Below are 15,077 nucleotides of genomic sequence, written 5' to 3'. Positions count from 1 at the left end.
GTCGGTCCTCCCTATCTTTTCTGCCGCGCGCCTTGACAGGCTTAAGGGCAGTTTGTTGAAGCGAGAGTGCCAGAGCAGGCCGAAGGGAGGTACCGACAAAACTTCGCAAGGGTCATAGCCGCCGTCTATGGCGAGTTCAATATCTGGCGATTGCGATAGCCGCGGAGGTTAGGCGCGCCCCTGGAATCCCTGCCCCTGGCCGAGCACGAACTGGCCGGGATCGTGTCCCCCAGCATGGTGTAACTGGCGGCGGGTCACCGCGTTCGCCGGCGGGAGCCGGGCCGGTCAGCTGGCGATAGCCGGAAGGCTGACGGTTGGATCATCGCTTAACGGCGCGATGGTTTCCAGCGTCATGTAGCGGGCGCGCTGGACCGCCCACTCATCGTTCTGTTCGAGCAGGATCGCTCCGATGAGGCGGACGATGGCATCCTCGTTGGCGAAGATGCCGACCACCTCGGTCCGCCGCTTGATCTCACCGTTAAGGCGCTCGATCGGGTTGGTGGAGTGCAACTTGGCCCGATGCTGCGGCGGGAACGTCATGTAGGCGAGCACGTCGGTCTCGGCCTCGTCGAGGAAGCAGGCCAGCTTCGGCAGCTTGGGGCGGAGCTGATCGGCGACCTTGCGCCATTGGGTTCGCACGGCCTCGGCATCGTCCTGGGCAAACGCGGTGGCGATGAAGGCGGAGACCACGCGCCGGCCGCTCTTGCCGGCATGTGCCAGCGCGTTGCGCATGAAGTGGACGCGGGGATCGTTGAAAAAGTCTGAATTGACTGATTCCATTCTCGTCGGCGATTCGCGATCGGCGGAGCAAACGAGATGCTGGGGCGCAAGGAGCGGGATCAACTTGAGCTCTTCATCACTGGCTCGCTCGAACAACTCGTCCCAGATGAACACGTGCTGGCGCGGGTCGATCGTGTGCTCGACCTGTCGTGGCTAAGGGAAGAGGTCACCGACTGTTACTGCGCGAATGACGGACGGCCCGGCATCGATCCCGAAGCGGCGGTACGGCTGATGCTCGCCGGTCTGCTCACCGGCATCGTGCACGATCGCAAGCTGATGCGTGAAGCTCAGGTCAACATCGCGATCCGCTGGTTTGTCGGTTATGGCCTGCATGAGCAATTGCCGCACCATTCCAGCCTCACGCGCATTCGCCAGCGCTGGGGCGAAGAGCGGTTCCGTAGGATCTTCAAGCGCACGGTCGAGGCCTGCCTGAAGGCCAAGATCGCCACAGCGGAGGTGGTCCACATCGATGCGTCCCTGATCCGCGCCAACGTGAGTTGGGACAGCCTCACCGAGCAGCATGTGATGGATGTACTGAGCGAAAATCAAAGCGAGGATGAAAGCGAGGTTGAGAGAACGGGCCGACAGAGTGGCAAGTATAAGAAGATCTGCACGACCGATCCCGATGCAACGATGGCCACGAATGCCCGCAACCGGCGGCTGGAGCCCTCTTACAAGCAGCACACGGCCGTCGACGACAAGGTCGGCGTCATTCTGGATGTCGCGGTCACAACTGGACAAACGAACGAAGGCGAGATGATCGAGCCGCAAGTCGATGAGGTTGAAGCGATTACAGGCGTTGAAATCAAAACGGTCACTGCCGATGCTGGCTATGCCTACGCTAAAGTCTGCGGCGCTCTTGAACGGCGCGGCATCGATGCCCTGATCCCAGCTAAAGCCGAACCAATCAAGAGTCGCGTACCGCTCAGACGCTTCCGGTACGACGCCAAGCACGACATCCTGAAGTGCCCGCGAGGACGTATCTTACGCCCCGCGCGACCCATCAAGCACGGGCGTTTCTTTTACTCGAAGGCGAAGGATTGCTCCCGGTGTCCACTCAAGGGTGACTGCCTATCGAAGGGGCGAGTTAATAAGGCAGTTGTTGTGGGTAACGATTATCCTGCACTACTCCGCGCCCGCCGCCGTCGCGAGCGATGGAGCTGGCAGGATCGACGGCTCTATCAGCGCCATCGCTGGCGTTCAGAGGGCTTCCATGGCGAAGCCAAGACCTGGCATGGGCTGGCGCGCGCCATACGGCGTGGTCTACCGAACATGAAGATCCAGGCTTACCTGACGGCCGCCGCCATCAACCTTAAGCGGCTGGCAGCCGCTTTTGATGCGCTTCTTTTGTGCTTGATCGTCTTTCTTCGACGCGTCGCGGTCCCGCATCGCGACGCGTGCCGGATTTGATGTGAAGGCATCAATGGGCCGGTTGCTGCATTGAGCGGACCCGTGAACCACTTATACAACAGCCCCACGCGGCAACGCTGCCAGCTGGCGTTGAGCACCTTGGTCACGGTGGCCTTGATGCCCTCGTGGGCGTCGGAGACGACCAGCTTGACACCACGCAGGCCGCGGCGGGCGAGCTTGCGCAGGAACGCGGTCCAGAACGTCTCGGCTTCCGACGGGCCGACGTCCATGCCGAGCACCTCGCGCCGGCCGTCGCCGTTGACGCCGACCGCGATGATCACTGCGACCGAGACGATCCGCCCATTTTGGCGCACCTTCACATAGGTGGCGTCGATCCACAGATACGGCCAGTCGCCCTCGATCGGGCGGCCGAGGAAGGCCTTCACCTTGTCGTCGATCTCGGCGCAGAGCCGGCTGACCTGGCTCTTGGAGATGCCGCTCATGCCCATGGCCTGCACTAGATCGTCGACCGATCGGGTCGAAACGCCCTGCACATAGGCTTCCTGCATCACGGCGGTGAGCGCCTTCTCGGCCATGCGGCGCGGCTCCAGGAAGCCCGGGAAATAGGAGCCCTTGCGCAGCTTGGGAATCCGCAGCTCGACCGTGCCGGCCCGGGTCTCCCAGATCCGGTCGCGGTAACCGTTGCGCTGGGCCAGACGCTCGGGGTTCTTCTCGCCGTAAGCCGCCCCGGTCCGGCTTTCGACTTCCAGCTCCATCAGGCGCTGGGCAGCAAAGCCAATCATTTCGCGCAAGAGATCGGCATCAGGGGTCTTCTCCACGAGCGTGCGCAGGTTCATCATGTCGTCGGTCATCGGTGGTTCCTCGGTTGCGTTGGCGTGTCGCAACCCGATCCTACCGGAGAACTGCCGGTGACCACCGCAAAGCCGCCCGCCCGCTACGGCGCTATTTGGGGGCGCGCGTCCGGGCGGCTTTGCTCTACCCAGCTACACCACCCTCGGGGACACGACCCTGGCCGGGCGGGCCATTGGCTGCTCCACCAGCAGAACGCGCGAACGATATCCGCTACGTCGGTCATCGACTAATATACCCGCGCACCAGCCGGCAAAGATCGGCGGCACCAGCCTTTGCAGACTGACTCGTGGCATAACTTGAGGCCCAAAGGATGCCCGCTTACCAGGGGCCGATCGTCGACGTCAGTTCGCTTCGAAGCTGAATCGGCTGCTTTCACCGACGCCGCTATGAAGCGATGAACTTCCTGAACCTTCGCGTGCCTGTCGCCCGCGGCGGTGGTCGTATCGCGTTCTGGATTGCGAGGAAAGGCCCGCAAGGGCCGTCGCTGGCGCCTGAGGACAAACGTCTGATCTTCTATGCCGTCATGGCAGGCTGGGTTTCGCTCGCAACGTTTGTGGTTTCCGCAACCGGCACTGCCTCGACCATAGTGCTGGGTTGGCCAGCGGATAGACGTCAGGTCGCCGAAGCCAAGTTGAAGATAGCGCAGCTGCAGCTTGAGCTGTTCGAGGCGCGACAGAAACACGCCCTCAAGGCCGGCGAACAAACCAATTAAGGGGGCGGCCGTCCACTCAAGGGCGAACGTTCCATCCTGCTCCCGTCGTACGACGCATTTCAAACGAGATTTAACGTGCAACAGATTTGGTCGCACGATGCAAATGGCGTCTGCTCTCGACCAAATGCCCAAAACCTCGCCACGTCACTCGGCTTGCTCATTTCGATGGCTTGGAATATGTATATACATGTCAGACCGAGGGTTGAACGGCATGGACGATCGCGTGCTGGTGTTCGACGGCATAGGACAGGACTTCCCGTCGCCGGGGCAGCGCACGCCAGTGCGAGTGCTGGACGGGATCAGCTTCGAGGCTGATCGCGGCAGGTTCATCGCAGTGATTGGGCCCAGCGGCTGCGGGAAGAGCACGCTGCTGCACATGGCTGCTGGCCTCCTCTTTCCGACGCGCGGGTCGGTGCATCATCGCGGGCACAAGGTGGCGTCGGTCAATACCGAGGTTGGCTTTGTGCCGCAGCAAGCGCAATTGCTGCCTTGGAAGACGCTTTTCGAGAACGTCGAATTGCCGCTCGTGTTGCGCGGCATTTCCGCGCCCGAGCGGCAGAAGCGCGTCGCCGACGTTCTTCGCTCGGTTGGCTTGTCCGGTTTCGAGCAGCATTTTCCCAGACAGCTCTCCGGCGGCATGCAAAAGCGCGGATCGATCGCGCGCACGTTGGTCTATCGACCCGACGTCATCCTGATGGACGAGCCGTTCGGCGCGCTCGATGCCCAAACGCGCATGGTGATGCAGAGCGACCTGCAGACGTTGTCGATGGAGGCCGGCGCCACCGTCATTTTCGTCACGCATGACATCACCGAAGCCGTGCTACTTGCCGACAATATCGTCGTGCTGAGCCAGCGGCCGTCGAAGCTGCTGGCCAACATCCCGATCGATCTACCGCGGCCGCGCAACATGTTCGAACCGTTCAAGAACCCGGGCTTCGACGTCGCCTATGACGCGGTCTGGACCGAATTCCGCTCGCAAATTCAAACCGGACAGATCCATTGAACGAGCAAAAGGCAATCGATGATGTTGCCTACCCGTCGTCGGCTGCGTCGAACGGAATGGCTGCGATTGGCTCGAAAGCGTTGCAGGTGGCGGTCAAGCTGTTGCCGGGTCTGGCGCTGCTGATCTTCTGGCAATGGGCCTCGGGCCGACTAATCAAAGAGATCTATGTCAGCAAGCCGACAGCGGTGATCGCACGGCTGTACGAGCTGTTTGCCTCCGGAGAGATCTACCCGCACCTGTGGGTCACCGGACAAGAGCTCGTACTCGGCTATATCATCGGCGTCGCCGGCGGCGTGTTCGCGGGCTATGCGCTCGGCCGCTCGCCCCGGCTGGCGCGAATCTTCGAGCCCTACGTGATGGCCTTCTACGGCATCCCCAAGATCGCCCTGGCGCCGCTCTTTATCATCTGGTTCGGGATCGGCATCGGATCGAAGGTCGCGCTTGCCTCGATCATGGTGTTCTTCCTGGTCTTCTACAACGTGTTCGCCGGGGTCCGCAGTGTCGATCGCGAGCTCGTCAATCTCACGTTGGTGATGGGCGCCAATCAGCGTCAGTTGACCTATCACGTGTTCCTGCCTGCCGCGGCGCCCTTTGTCATGCTCGGTATGCGGCTTGCAATTCCGTACAGCGTCATCGGCGTGATCGTCGGAGAGTTCACGTCCTCGATCCAGGGGCTAGGTCTATTCATCCATGAGGCGTCCTCGACCTACGATCCTGCCGGCGTCTTCGCCGGGATCGTGATCCTGCTCGGCTTTGTGACGATCGCCAATTTGATCGCCGGCGCCATCGAGCGGCGATTGCTTCGCTGGCGAACATTTTCGGGCTCCGGCCCAATCGATGCCTAAACCGAAGAGGATGGTGCAATGCGCGTGACGATGAATTGGGCGAAGATCGCCACACTTACTGCGGCGCTCACATTGTTGCCCGGTCTGGCCGAAGCCCAGCAAGCCGTGAAGATCGGCCTGGGTGCACCGACGCTGAGCTTCCTGCCGATCTGGTCGGGACGTGCGCTCGACACCTTCAAGCCGCAAGGCCTCACCGCCACGGTCGCTGCCTTGCCAGGCGGCGATGCCTCCGCGCTCGCCGCGCTCGACGCCGGCGATATCGATATGGCCGCAGTCGGCCCGGATTCGATGTTGCGCGCGGCCGCGAAGGGCCAGCCTTTCGAGATCGTGTACTCTTTGATGTCGAAGGTGACGCTGCAGCTTGTCGTTTCCAAGGATTTCCTTGAACGGACCGGCGTGAAGCCGACCGACCCAATGCAGAAGCGCCTCGCTGCGCTGAAGGGCGCGACGTTCGGCGCCACAGCTCTGGCCGGCGCCCAGGAAGCCGCGGCGCGCTGGCTCGCCGGGCAGGGCGGCCTGGATCCGAAAAACGACATCAAGGTGGCGCAGATCGGCAATCCCGTCGCGATCCAGGCGGCGCTCGAAGCCAAGCGCATCGATGCCTACGTGCTGTCGCCGCCCGAAGGCTTTCTCTCGGAGAAAGCGGGGAGCGGCGTCGTTCTCGTTGCGATGGGCGATGAATTTCCGCCGCTCGGCAAACAGCCCTACCTCGTGCTGGTTGTGAAGAAGCCGATCAGCCCGACGACGTCGGACCTCATCACGAAGACGGTGGCGGCGATGCAGGCGGCCAGCAAAGCCGTGATGGACAAGCCCGCCGAGACGGCCGACGCGATCCAGAAGCAGTTCTTCGCCAAGGCCGATCCGCAGGCGATCGCCTCGGCAGTCAAGAGCATGAGCAACGGCGTCGCCGATCTCGGCAAGATCGACGTCGACGGCATGAAGAACGCGTTGACCTTCAACAAGGAAGTCGGCAACAATTTCGGCAAGGATTTCGACGCCGCTGCGACCAAGGACGACCTGTGGACCAACGTCTTCGTCGACGGCGAGAAGGCGAAGTAAGGACGCAGATCAGCAGGGCCGCGCGTAACCGGCCGCGCGCGCATCGGCGTCCCATCGCAGGATGAGATCGTAGACGGCTACGTCCACCGGCGCAAAGGCGTCGAGACAGAGCTGATCGCCCAGGGGCGCGCAAGCTGGCGCTGCGGCGAACGACAGAAGCGTCGCCCGCAATCTGGTGATGATCTCGTCGGGACAATCAGCCGCCGCGACCAGGAACGGAATCGGCGCAAGATCGGTCGTTGCGACCACGCGGATCTGCGAAGCGAGCGCCGGATCGTGGCGCAGCATCAGGTCCAACGCGTAGCTGTCGAGCGGCCCGACGTCGATGTCGCCGGCCAAAAGCGCCTCGATCACCCGGCGCGGCGTCGTCAGCGGCCCGACGCTCTGGCGGTAAAGCTTTGCTCCGTGTTGCCTGAAGTACGGCAGTAGATGGTGGCGCAGCGCATTGTAGCCGGAATGCGAGTCGGGGACTGTGTAGCCAAGCCGGCCGCCGAACGTGTCCTCAAGCGATTGAAAGCGCGTTTTTGCGCCGACGATAAGCCGGGTCGCATAGACCGGCTTCCCGCCATAGAGCGCGCCACATGGAACAGGCGCCGCAACCGGCCGTGGACGAGCGCCTGCGAGCATGAATGGAAATCCGCACATGAAGGCTGCGCCGAGATCCTTGCGCGCCCAGAGATCGGAGAGCGCGAGCGGGAACGCGTGATCGATCACGTCGAGATCAATGCGGCTCTCGCGCGCGAGCCACGCGAATAGCTCCTTCCATGCCGCGGCTGCCCCTGGCGCCGGCGAATACATCCGCGCATTGGCGACGCATCGCGGCGCTGGCGGCCGGCCGGTCATGCAAAGCGCAGGCGCTGGCCGATGCCGATCCGCTCGGCCTTTTCAAGCATGGCATGGCCGAGGGCGATATCAGAGAGCGACAATCCGCGATGCCAGAGCAGATTGGTCTCGTCATCGCTCTGCCGTCCCGGCTTCAGCCCGGCAACGATCTGGCCGAGTTCGGCGTGAAGCGTTGTCTCCGACAGTTTGCCGGCTTCGACATGGGCGCGGAGGCTGCCGAATTTTCCGCCCTTGCACTGCCCCCAGTCGTCGACCACGAGCTTGCTCATGATGTCGGTCAGCGAGAGTTCGATCGCGCTCATCGTGCCGTAGGGCACAACAAAAGCGCCCTTCTTGATCCATTCAGTTTTGAGCATCGGCGTCGGCTTGTCGAGGCGCGAGGCCTCCACAACGATATCGGCGCCCTGGAGGCAGGATCGCCAATCCTCGGTCGCGACGACCTTCTTGCCAAGATCCTGGCTGAGCTTTTCGGCAAAGCTGTTGCGGCTTTCCTCGCGGCGCGAATGCACCCGGATCTCGTCGAAATCGAAGAGATGATCGAGCAGCCGCACGTTCCAGTAGGCGGTGCCGCGTGCGCCGATATGGCCGAGCACCTTCGAATTCTTGCGGGCGAGGTATTTTGCGCCGATCGCCGTCACCGCGCCGGTGCGCATGTCGGTAATGCCGCTGGCGTCCATGATCGCCTTCGGCGCGCCGTTGGAGGGATCGAACAGCGCCAGGATGCCCAGCTCGGAATGCAGGCCCTGCTTGTAGTTGTCCACGAAGTCGCCGACGACTTTGATGCCGGCCCGGTCGATCGGCGCCTTGATCGCGCCGCGCAGCACGTTGAAGTGCCCGTTGGCGGCGCCAGGCTCCAGATGAACGCGCGGTTCGATGACGGTGTTGCCGCGGCCTTGTGCCGCTAGGCTTGTCTCGATCGCTGTGAGGATCTCTTCGTCTGTGATCTTCAATTCCTCGATGTCGAGGCGGTTCAGATAGGAAATGTAGATCGGCGGCATTGCGCTGGCTCCCGATAATATGTCTATACATTAGGGGTGCCACAGGGCGTGTCAATCTGGCGGATTTGCAAACCCGCCCACTCGGCAAGGCCGGCCGGACCCGAGGCGAACGACCCGCGTGCGGGTGCTGCGCGTCGCGCTGCAAATGGGGCCGGAATCTGCCTATTGCGGCGCTTGTTCTGTTGTCGACGGCCAGCCCGGAACGCCTCGTGCGCGCACCTTTTGTAGAGGTAAATGGGGCGTTTGACGATGAAGCGGTGTCAATCGGCCCTTTAATTGCGGATTGATGTCAATTCTCTTTTTCAAGACACTCGGCAAGACGGTAGCGCTCGACCCGTCGGAGCGGGTCGGGGTTGCGTAGACGGGGCGAGCGCGGCTGATAGATCGATAGCCCGCTCGGTAGTGATGGATCGATTAGCTATCCCCTCCAAATCCCAATGTGATCAATTGCCCATCGCCGGGGTCATGGTCCTTTCCGAGGTCGCGAGCGCCTCATGATGATGTCCGGATCGGGTGCCTCATCGTGTGCAACGGAGTGCGGACGAGCCGCCACCAGCCGATTGACCGAGGTCACCACGACCACCGTCCCAGCGGGACATCGCCAGCCCGGCGGACCGGGCCAGGTTCTTGGAAGATAAGGTCAGGCCGGCGCGTGGCCCCAGTCGAACGACGTGCCGACGACCCAGATGCAGTGGAGGATCACAGCAATCTTGCGGGCAATGGCAACCTTTGCCTTTTTCATGCCGACCCGCTTCGCGAGTTTCACTCCCCAAGCTTTGAGAGAAGACCATTTTTTGGTTCGATAGAGAAGTACGGTCGCTGCCTCGTACAGGTATGTTCGCAGCAGCCGGTCTCCCCATCGGGATATCTTGCCACTGGTGTCAGTTTCACCTGATTGGTTGCGCCGAGGTGTGAGGCCGAGATATGCGCCAACCGTCGAGGCCGATCGGAAGCGCGATGGATCATCGATCGTATGGCGGAAGGTCAAGGCGGTCACCACGCCGACACCAGGAACCGTCATCAGGCGACGCGTCGTCTTGTCCGACTTCGCCAATCGGCGGACCTCGTCGTCAAATTTGCTCTGCTGCTGGCAGATATGCTCATGAATCGACAGGAGCGGCTCGATCACGGCGAGGAGGTGATGGCCCTCGCTCAACAGCTCGCGGACTAAGTTGCGGAACTGTTGGCCGATGGCGCGGCGGAATAGCAACCCACTTTCTTTGATCAGACTGCGGACTTGGTTCTCGACATCCCGACGGAGAGATCCATTCTAACTAGGCAGGTTTATCTGCTCGGATCGGCACTCGGGACCATACGGCTTTACAAAGCTCAGGGCTCAAGTGACGAATTGATGCCTAAAGCAAATCCGACCGAACCGCTGATTAGGACTCCGCCACAGATGGAGAAAAATCAACGGCTTGCAGATCGCACCCGTCGCAAGGTCACCGTTGGCGGAATCATCGCAAAAACGGGTTGCGAAAGGACTTACCGTTTGACGGAGGATCCCGGAAAATGTGACTAATTGGGCCGCGCCCTCCTGGACGCAGACTGAAACGATCCGCCTGTTTTTCCTCCAAATTGTCGTGCGCAACGGCTCGACCGAGGCTTTCGTATTCGAGCTCATCAAACAATGACTTGGGAGAGACACCATGAAGCCTGCTATCCGACTCGTGGCCGTGTCAGCCATCGGCAGCGCGATCCTCGCCGGATCGGCTCTCGCCGACACCAGCGGCAAGAAGATCGCGTTCTCCAATAACTACGCCGGCAATTCTTGGCGCCAGGCGATGCTAAAGAGCTATGATATCGTCACCAAGAAGGCGGTGGCGGACAAGGTTGTTGCCGCCGCAGACGTCTTCACCACCGCTGACAAGGAAGTACCGACGCAGGCGGCGCAGATCCAGAACCTGATCCTGCAGGGCTATGACGCGATCGTCATCAACGCGTCTTCGCCCGACGCCCTGAACGGTGCCATCAAGCAGGCCTGCGACGCCAATATCGTCGTCGTCTCTTTCGATGGTATTGTCACCGCGCCCTGCGCCTACCGAGTCGTCGTCGACTTCAAGGATATGGGCAAGCAGGAAGTAACGCAGATGGCCAAGTTCCAGCCCAAGGGCGGTAATCTCCTGGAAATCCGCGGCCTCGCTGGCACCTCCATTGACGAAGCCATTCACAATGGCATCCTCGAGGGCGTCAAGGATCATCCGGAGTTCAAGATCGTCGGATCGGTAACGGGCGATTGGGACCAGACCACCGCGCAGAAGGCGGTTGCTACCGTGCTGCCTTCGCTGCCCGAGGTGGTTGGCGTAGTCGATCAGGGCGGCGACGGCTACGGGGCGGCCCAAGCTTTCGCGGCGGCCGGCAAGCCGCGGCCGACCATCATCATGGGAAACCGGCAGGACGAGCTGGAATGGTGGAAGGAGCAGAAGGCCAAGGACGGTTACACCACATGGTCCGCCTCGATCGCGCCCGGCGTATCGACACTGGCATTCTGGGTTGCCCAGCAGGTGTTGGATGGCAAGAAAGTGCCGCACGATCTGCTAGTGCCTTATCTCGCGTTCACTCAGGCCGACTTCGAGGCCGAACTACCGAAGATTCCGAAGGGCAGTGTCGCGAGCCACGAATATACCCAGCAGGACGCCATCGACGCGATCAAAGCCAACATCAAGTAGTGGCTCGCTCTACGTCTGGCAACCGCTCGATTTAGGCAGTCAATGACCATTGCGGAATCTGGTATTGTCAGACTTGACGGCGTCGAAAAGCATTTCGGCGCCGTCCGTGCGCTAGACGGCGTCGATCTGACGGTCCAAGGTGGCGAATGCCTCAGCCTGGTCGGACACAATGGCGCCGGGAAATCTACCCTGATGCATGTTCTGGCGGGCACCATCGCGGCGGATCGCGGACGCGTGGTCATTGGCGGTGACGAGCAGAAGGGCTACTCGCCAGCGCGGGCCAAGCATCTCGGTATCCGCTGCGTGTTCCAGGAACTGTCGCTCTGCCCCAACCTGACGGTGGCCGAGAACACGCGAGTGTTTCATCCGGCGCTCACCGGCCTGAACTGGCGTCGCAAGGCCGGCGCGCTGATTACAAGCAAGCTCGACGAGATCTTCCCGGGTCACGGCGTCAACCCCTCCGACCTGATTCGGGATCTTCCGATCGCGCGTCGGCAGATGGTCGAGGTGGCGCGGGCCTTCACTGCAACCGATGAACCGGTACGTCTCATCATTCTGGACGAACCGACCTCCTCGCTCGACACTCATACCGCGGGTCAGTTGCTCGCCTTCATGCGGCGCGCCGTCGCCGGGGGTATCAGTTGCATCTTCATCTCGCATCTGCTTGGCGAAGTCCTGCAAAACAGTGACCGTATCGTGGTGATGCGTGACGGACGGACCATCGCGGCCGATCGCGCCGAGGCCTTCGACCGCGACCGGCTGGTAGCCACCATGGGAGGCACGGAAGCGCCCGGCACTGAGGCGAACGTCAGCGACCGTCTGGCCCGAGGGAAAACTCCCTTGCATGTTCGCGCACGTCTGCGACAGCAGGGCGGATCCGCGGAACTGGTCGCACACGAGGGCGAGATCATCGGTCTTGCCGGCCTTGCCGGCCACGGGCAGACCGAATTGCTGCTGACGATTTTCGCGGCCGCGATGAGCCCGCGCCCTGGCGTCGCGGTAAACGCAACGGTTGCCCTGGTGGCCGGCGACCGACAGGCCGACGGCATTTTCCCGCTATGGTCGATCGCGGAAAATATCGGCATATGCTCATTGCGCAAGCTGCGCCAGGGAGGTTTGATTTCGCGCCGGCGGGAGGACACGCTGGCCAGTTACTGGCGCGATAAGATCAACATCCGCACCCCAAATATCCACAACAACATTCTGTCACTGTCAGGCGGCAACCAGCAGAAGGCGCTGTTTGCGCGCGCGCTCGGGTCGGAGGCGCGCATCGTGTTGATGGACGACCCGATGCGCGGCGTCGATGTCGGCACCAAGCTCGAAGTTTATGATCTCATTCGCGAGGAGGCGCGCGGCGGGCGGACCTTCATCTGGTACACGACGGAGGCCGACGAATTGAAGAAATGCGACCATGTCTACGTGTTCCGCAACGGCGCTATTGTCGCCGACCTCCGCCGCGATGAGCTGACCGAGGAGAAGGTGATCCAATCCTCCTTCATCGAGGTAGCCTTGAGATGACGGCCAAGCCGACCGCCGCGGCCCGGCCAGCGCCCACGGCTATGGGAAAGGTAGATTCACCGCGGGTGCTGCGGGCGTTGCTGCCGGCCCTGTCCATGGGGCTGGTGCTGCTCGCCATCGCTTGGCTGAACCAGCGCGCGGTCAGCTATTTTGGCTTCACCCTGATGCTAAACTTGGCGATCCCGATCGCGCTGGCGACGATCGCGCAGATGTTCATCATTACCGGCAACGATCTCGACCTGTCGATCGGCGCCTTCGTCGGTTTTGTCGGCTGCATCACGGCGACCTGGCTGCGCGAGACCCCGATGCTCGGGATTCTCGCGTTATTGGGTTGCGTCGGCGTGTACGCGACGCTCGGCGCGCTTGTCCATTGGCGCAACCTGCCCTCGATCGTGGTGACGCTCGGCATGAACTTCGTCTGGCAGGGCCTCGCCGTGCTTCTGCTGCCCAAGCCGGGCGGCCGGGCGCCGGACTGGCTGTTGGCGTCCATGAGTATCAAGCCGCCTTTGGTTCCGTTTCCGGTACTGGCCGCGGTGATCATAGCCGCGGTCGCCTATTTCGGCCTGATGCGCACATCCTATGGAGCTATCCTGCGCGGCTCCGGCGGCAACGCCGCCGCCATCGCTCGCGCCGGCTGGTCACTGTTGAAGGCCAAGATTGTATTGTACGCGTGCGCCGGCGTGTTCGGCGTGCTGTCGGGGCTCGCATTGATTGGTATAACGACGTCCGGCGATGCCAATATCGGCAACGGCTACACCCTCCTCTCAATTGCGGGCGTTATCCTGGGGGGTGGCGAATTCGTCGGCGGACGTGTGTCCCCCGTAGGCGCCGTGATCGGCGCGCTGACGCTGGCGCTGGCGGCCTCCCCGCTACTGACGTTCATGCATATTCCTCCGGACTGGCAGGTCGCCGCCAACGGCGCCATTCTGATCGTGGTGCTCGCCGCCCGCGCGTTGATCAGCCGCAGGGAGGTCGAGCAATGATGGCGGCGCGGCGCTGGCTCTCCACGAGTCCCTGGATGTGGTCCTATCTCGGCGCGGCGCTGGTGTGGATCGCCGCGATTGTCTTCACTCGTGGCTACGGCGCCGGCGGCATGCTCATCGCGGCGCTGTCGCTTGCGGTATTCACCGTGGTGGTCGGCGTCGGGCAGATGTTCGTCATCACGCTTGGGCCCGGCAACGTCGATCTGTCGTTGCCCGCCAATATTGGGCTTTCCAGCGCGGTGGCGATGACCGTGATGGCCGGCGATGACCGTCTGGTCGCCATCGGCGTCGCCGCGGCACTCGGCTGCGGGCTCGCTATCGGCGCGGTCAACTATCTCCTGATCAGCGCGCTACGCATCCCGCCCATCATTGCAACACTATCGGCGAGCTTCATCATCCAATCGATCGACATCAGCTACGGGCGCGGTCTGCAGATCAAGCCGCCGCCGGGCTTTGCCGCTTTCACCAACATCCAGATCCTCGGCATTCCCTTGCTCGCCATTCTCACGTTGATCTTCACCGTCGCCGCCGGAATTATCTTGCAGCGCACTGTCTATGGCCGATCGGTGCTGGCGATTGGCCAGAACATTCGGGCGGCGCGGCTCGCAGGAATCCGGGTCGGATGGGTGCGCTTTGCCACCTACGCGCTGTCGGGCACACTCGGCGGCCTCGATGGCGCATTGCTGGCCGGTTATTTCCGAGGTGCCAATGTCGATATCGGCAACGAATATCTGCTCGCTTCCGTCGCCGTGGTCGTGATCGGTGGGACCTCGGTTGCCGGCGGCAAGGCCAATGTCACGGGCCTGTGGGGCGCGGCGCTCTTCCTCGTGCTACTCCTGACTATGTTGAACACGTTTGGGGTTAGCGCCGGCGTGCGGCTCCTGATGACCGGCCTCGTCATTGTCGCCGTCATCACGGCCGCTGGTGGACAGAAGGCGCAGGCCTAAGGCTAAGGCTCGATCCGGGAAGGCTCCTAGGGCTGGAGCGTGGGTGGTGGGATGAGCTTTGCGAGATTGCGTAGATTCCGGATCGACCTTTGCCTCTGTCACCGTGATCCGCCTCACGGTCGTCGACAGACCAAGTCGATCTCGATCAGCGCGTCGTAGGCCAGACCGGTGACGCCGACACAGGTGCGAGCCGGCAGCCTGCCCTCCGCAAAGAAGCCGCGATAGGTGTCATTCATCCCGGCATAGTCTTCCTTAAAACGCATCAGATACACTCGCGTCATCGCCACATGCTCGAGGCCAAGATCGAGACCGGCGAGGACAACCTTCAAATTTTCCATCACCGCACGGGTCTGCGCGGCGATTCCCTCCGGCAGCACACCCGGCGCTTGCGGCGTGTCCGGCATCTGGCCGGTGACGAAGACAAAGCCGTCGGTCTCGACCGCGTGGCTGAAAGGCGCGACCGGCTTTGGTCCGCCGCTGATCATGTGGAATTTCAC

General features: G+C 62.2%; 12 protein-coding genes and 3 pseudogenes. 9 read left to right on the top strand and 6 right to left on the bottom strand.

All coding sequences use genetic code 11. From position 1 onward, the window contains the following. Nucleotides 1–285: 285 nt before the first annotated feature. Nucleotides 286–744: pseudogene (locus XH90_RS09650) on the bottom strand (transposase); the annotation flags it as partial. A 72-nt stretch (nt 745–816) separates the two neighbouring features. On the opposite strand from XH90_RS09650, the gene XH90_RS09645 reads away from it, so the two are divergent. Then, complete coding sequence (locus XH90_RS09645) at nt 817–2,190, top strand: transposase (RefSeq protein ID WP_371748332.1); 1,374 nt, start codon at nt 817–819, stop codon at nt 2,188–2,190. 65 nt (nt 2,191–2,255) lie between these two features. Here the strand turns inward: XH90_RS09645 and XH90_RS09640 are convergent. Continuing rightward, nucleotides 2,256–3,002: pseudogene (locus XH90_RS09640) on the bottom strand (IS256 family transposase); the annotation flags it as partial. 395 nt (nt 3,003–3,397) lie between these two features. Between XH90_RS09640 and XH90_RS09635 the strand changes: the two are divergent. The 4 genes from XH90_RS09635 to XH90_RS09620 all read left to right on the top strand — a co-directional run bounded on the left by XH90_RS09635 (nt 3,398) and on the right by XH90_RS09620 (nt 6,622). Then, nucleotides 3,398–3,715 carry a hypothetical protein gene (locus XH90_RS09635; RefSeq protein WP_194480789.1) on the top strand — a complete coding sequence of 106 codons (318 nt, stop codon included), beginning with the start codon at nt 3,398–3,400 and terminating at the stop codon, nt 3,713–3,715. 187 nt (nt 3,716–3,902) lie between these two features. Continuing rightward, the gene (locus XH90_RS09630) at nt 3,903–4,718 is read left to right on the top strand and encodes an ABC transporter ATP-binding protein (RefSeq protein ID WP_194480787.1); all 816 of its coding nucleotides are present in this window, start codon (nt 3,903–3,905) and stop codon (nt 4,716–4,718) included. Next, on the top strand, nt 4,715–5,563 hold the full coding sequence (locus tag XH90_RS09625; RefSeq protein ID WP_194480785.1) for an ABC transporter permease: 849 nt from the start codon (nt 4,715–4,717) through the stop codon (nt 5,561–5,563). The genes XH90_RS09630 and XH90_RS09625 overlap by 4 nt, the downstream gene beginning before the upstream one ends. 18 nt (nt 5,564–5,581) lie before the next feature. Beyond that, nucleotides 5,582–6,622: an ABC transporter substrate-binding protein gene (locus tag XH90_RS09620; protein WP_194480783.1), complete on the top strand. Its 1,041-nt coding sequence runs from the start codon at nt 5,582–5,584 to the stop codon at nt 6,620–6,622. Nucleotides 6,623–6,631: 9 nt separating this feature from the next. On the opposite strand, the gene XH90_RS09615 is transcribed toward XH90_RS09620, so the two are convergent. The 3 genes and pseudogenes from XH90_RS09615 to XH90_RS09605 form a co-directional block, all read right to left on the bottom strand. Beyond that, nucleotides 6,632–7,465: a phosphate/phosphite/phosphonate ABC transporter substrate-binding protein gene (locus XH90_RS09615; protein WP_194480781.1), complete on the bottom strand. Its 834-nt coding sequence runs from the start codon at nt 7,463–7,465 to the stop codon at nt 6,632–6,634. After that, the gene (locus tag XH90_RS09610) at nt 7,462–8,463 is read right to left on the bottom strand and encodes an ornithine cyclodeaminase family protein (protein WP_194480779.1); all 1,002 of its coding nucleotides are present in this window, start codon (nt 8,461–8,463) and stop codon (nt 7,462–7,464) included. Before XH90_RS09610 ends, XH90_RS09615 begins: the two co-directional genes overlap by 4 nt. Before the next feature lie 640 nt (nt 8,464–9,103). Next, nucleotides 9,104–9,709 (bottom strand): annotated as a pseudogene (locus XH90_RS09605) (IS110 family transposase); the annotation flags it as partial. Nucleotides 9,710–10,112: 403 nt separating this feature from the next. Here XH90_RS09605 and XH90_RS09600 point away from each other — a divergent pair. The 4 genes from XH90_RS09600 to XH90_RS09585 are packed head-to-tail and all read left to right on the top strand — an operon-like array spanning nt 10,113 to nt 14,580. Continuing rightward, nucleotides 10,113–11,132, top strand: a complete 1,020-nt coding sequence (locus XH90_RS09600) for a substrate-binding domain-containing protein (RefSeq protein ID WP_194480777.1) — start codon at nt 10,113–10,115, stop codon at nt 11,130–11,132. Between the two features lie 42 nt (nt 11,133–11,174). Next, nucleotides 11,175–12,650, top strand: coding sequence for a sugar ABC transporter ATP-binding protein (locus XH90_RS09595; RefSeq protein ID WP_194480776.1), 1,476 nt, complete (start codon nt 11,175–11,177; stop codon nt 12,648–12,650). Nucleotides 12,651–12,691: 41 nt separating this feature from the next. Further along, on the top strand, nt 12,692–13,633 hold the full coding sequence (locus XH90_RS09590; protein ID WP_246755854.1) for an ABC transporter permease: 942 nt from the start codon (nt 12,692–12,694) through the stop codon (nt 13,631–13,633). Continuing rightward, a complete protein-coding gene (locus XH90_RS09585; protein ID WP_194482641.1) occupies nt 13,633–14,580 on the top strand; it encodes an ABC transporter permease in 948 nt (315 codons plus the stop codon). The genes XH90_RS09590 and XH90_RS09585 overlap by 1 nt, the downstream gene beginning before the upstream one ends. 113 nt (nt 14,581–14,693) lie before the next feature. Here XH90_RS09585 and XH90_RS09580 read toward each other — a convergent pair whose 3' ends face one another. Next, nucleotides 14,694–15,077: a RidA family protein gene (locus XH90_RS09580; RefSeq protein ID WP_194480772.1), complete on the bottom strand. Its 384-nt coding sequence runs from the start codon at nt 15,075–15,077 to the stop codon at nt 14,694–14,696.

Origin of the sequence: Bradyrhizobium sp. CCBAU 53338, assembly GCF_015291665.1 — a bacterium.
Classification (GTDB): domain Bacteria; phylum Pseudomonadota; class Alphaproteobacteria; order Rhizobiales; family Xanthobacteraceae; genus Bradyrhizobium.
The sequence above is the reverse complement of the archived record's forward strand: the minus strand, read 5'-3'. Positions and strand labels throughout refer to the sequence as shown.

What these genes read in the sequence shown, in the direction of transcription:
- XH90_RS09585 (WP_194482641.1), top strand. Translation starts at nt 13,633, where the DNA reads ATGGCGGCGCGGCGCTGGCTCTCCACGAGTCCCTGGATGTGGTCCTAT.
- XH90_RS09610 (WP_194480779.1), bottom strand. Translation starts at nt 8,463, where the DNA reads ATGCCGCCGATCTACATTTCCTATCTGAACCGCCTCGACATCGAGGAA.
- XH90_RS09595 (WP_194480776.1), top strand. Translation starts at nt 11,175, where the DNA reads ATGACCATTGCGGAATCTGGTATTGTCAGACTTGACGGCGTCGAAAAG.
- XH90_RS09590 (WP_246755854.1), top strand. Translation starts at nt 12,692, where the DNA reads ATGGGAAAGGTAGATTCACCGCGGGTGCTGCGGGCGTTGCTGCCGGCC.
- XH90_RS09620 (WP_194480783.1), top strand. Translation starts at nt 5,582, where the DNA reads ATGCGCGTGACGATGAATTGGGCGAAGATCGCCACACTTACTGCGGCG.
- XH90_RS09645 (WP_371748332.1), top strand. Translation starts at nt 817, where the DNA reads ATGCTGGGGCGCAAGGAGCGGGATCAACTTGAGCTCTTCATCACTGGC.
- XH90_RS09630 (WP_194480787.1), top strand. Translation starts at nt 3,903, where the DNA reads ATGTCAGACCGAGGGTTGAACGGCATGGACGATCGCGTGCTGGTGTTC.
- XH90_RS09635 (WP_194480789.1), top strand. Translation starts at nt 3,398, where the DNA reads ATGAACTTCCTGAACCTTCGCGTGCCTGTCGCCCGCGGCGGTGGTCGT.
- XH90_RS09600 (WP_194480777.1), top strand. Translation starts at nt 10,113, where the DNA reads ATGAAGCCTGCTATCCGACTCGTGGCCGTGTCAGCCATCGGCAGCGCG.
- XH90_RS09615 (WP_194480781.1), bottom strand. Translation starts at nt 7,465, where the DNA reads ATGACCGGCCGGCCGCCAGCGCCGCGATGCGTCGCCAATGCGCGGATG.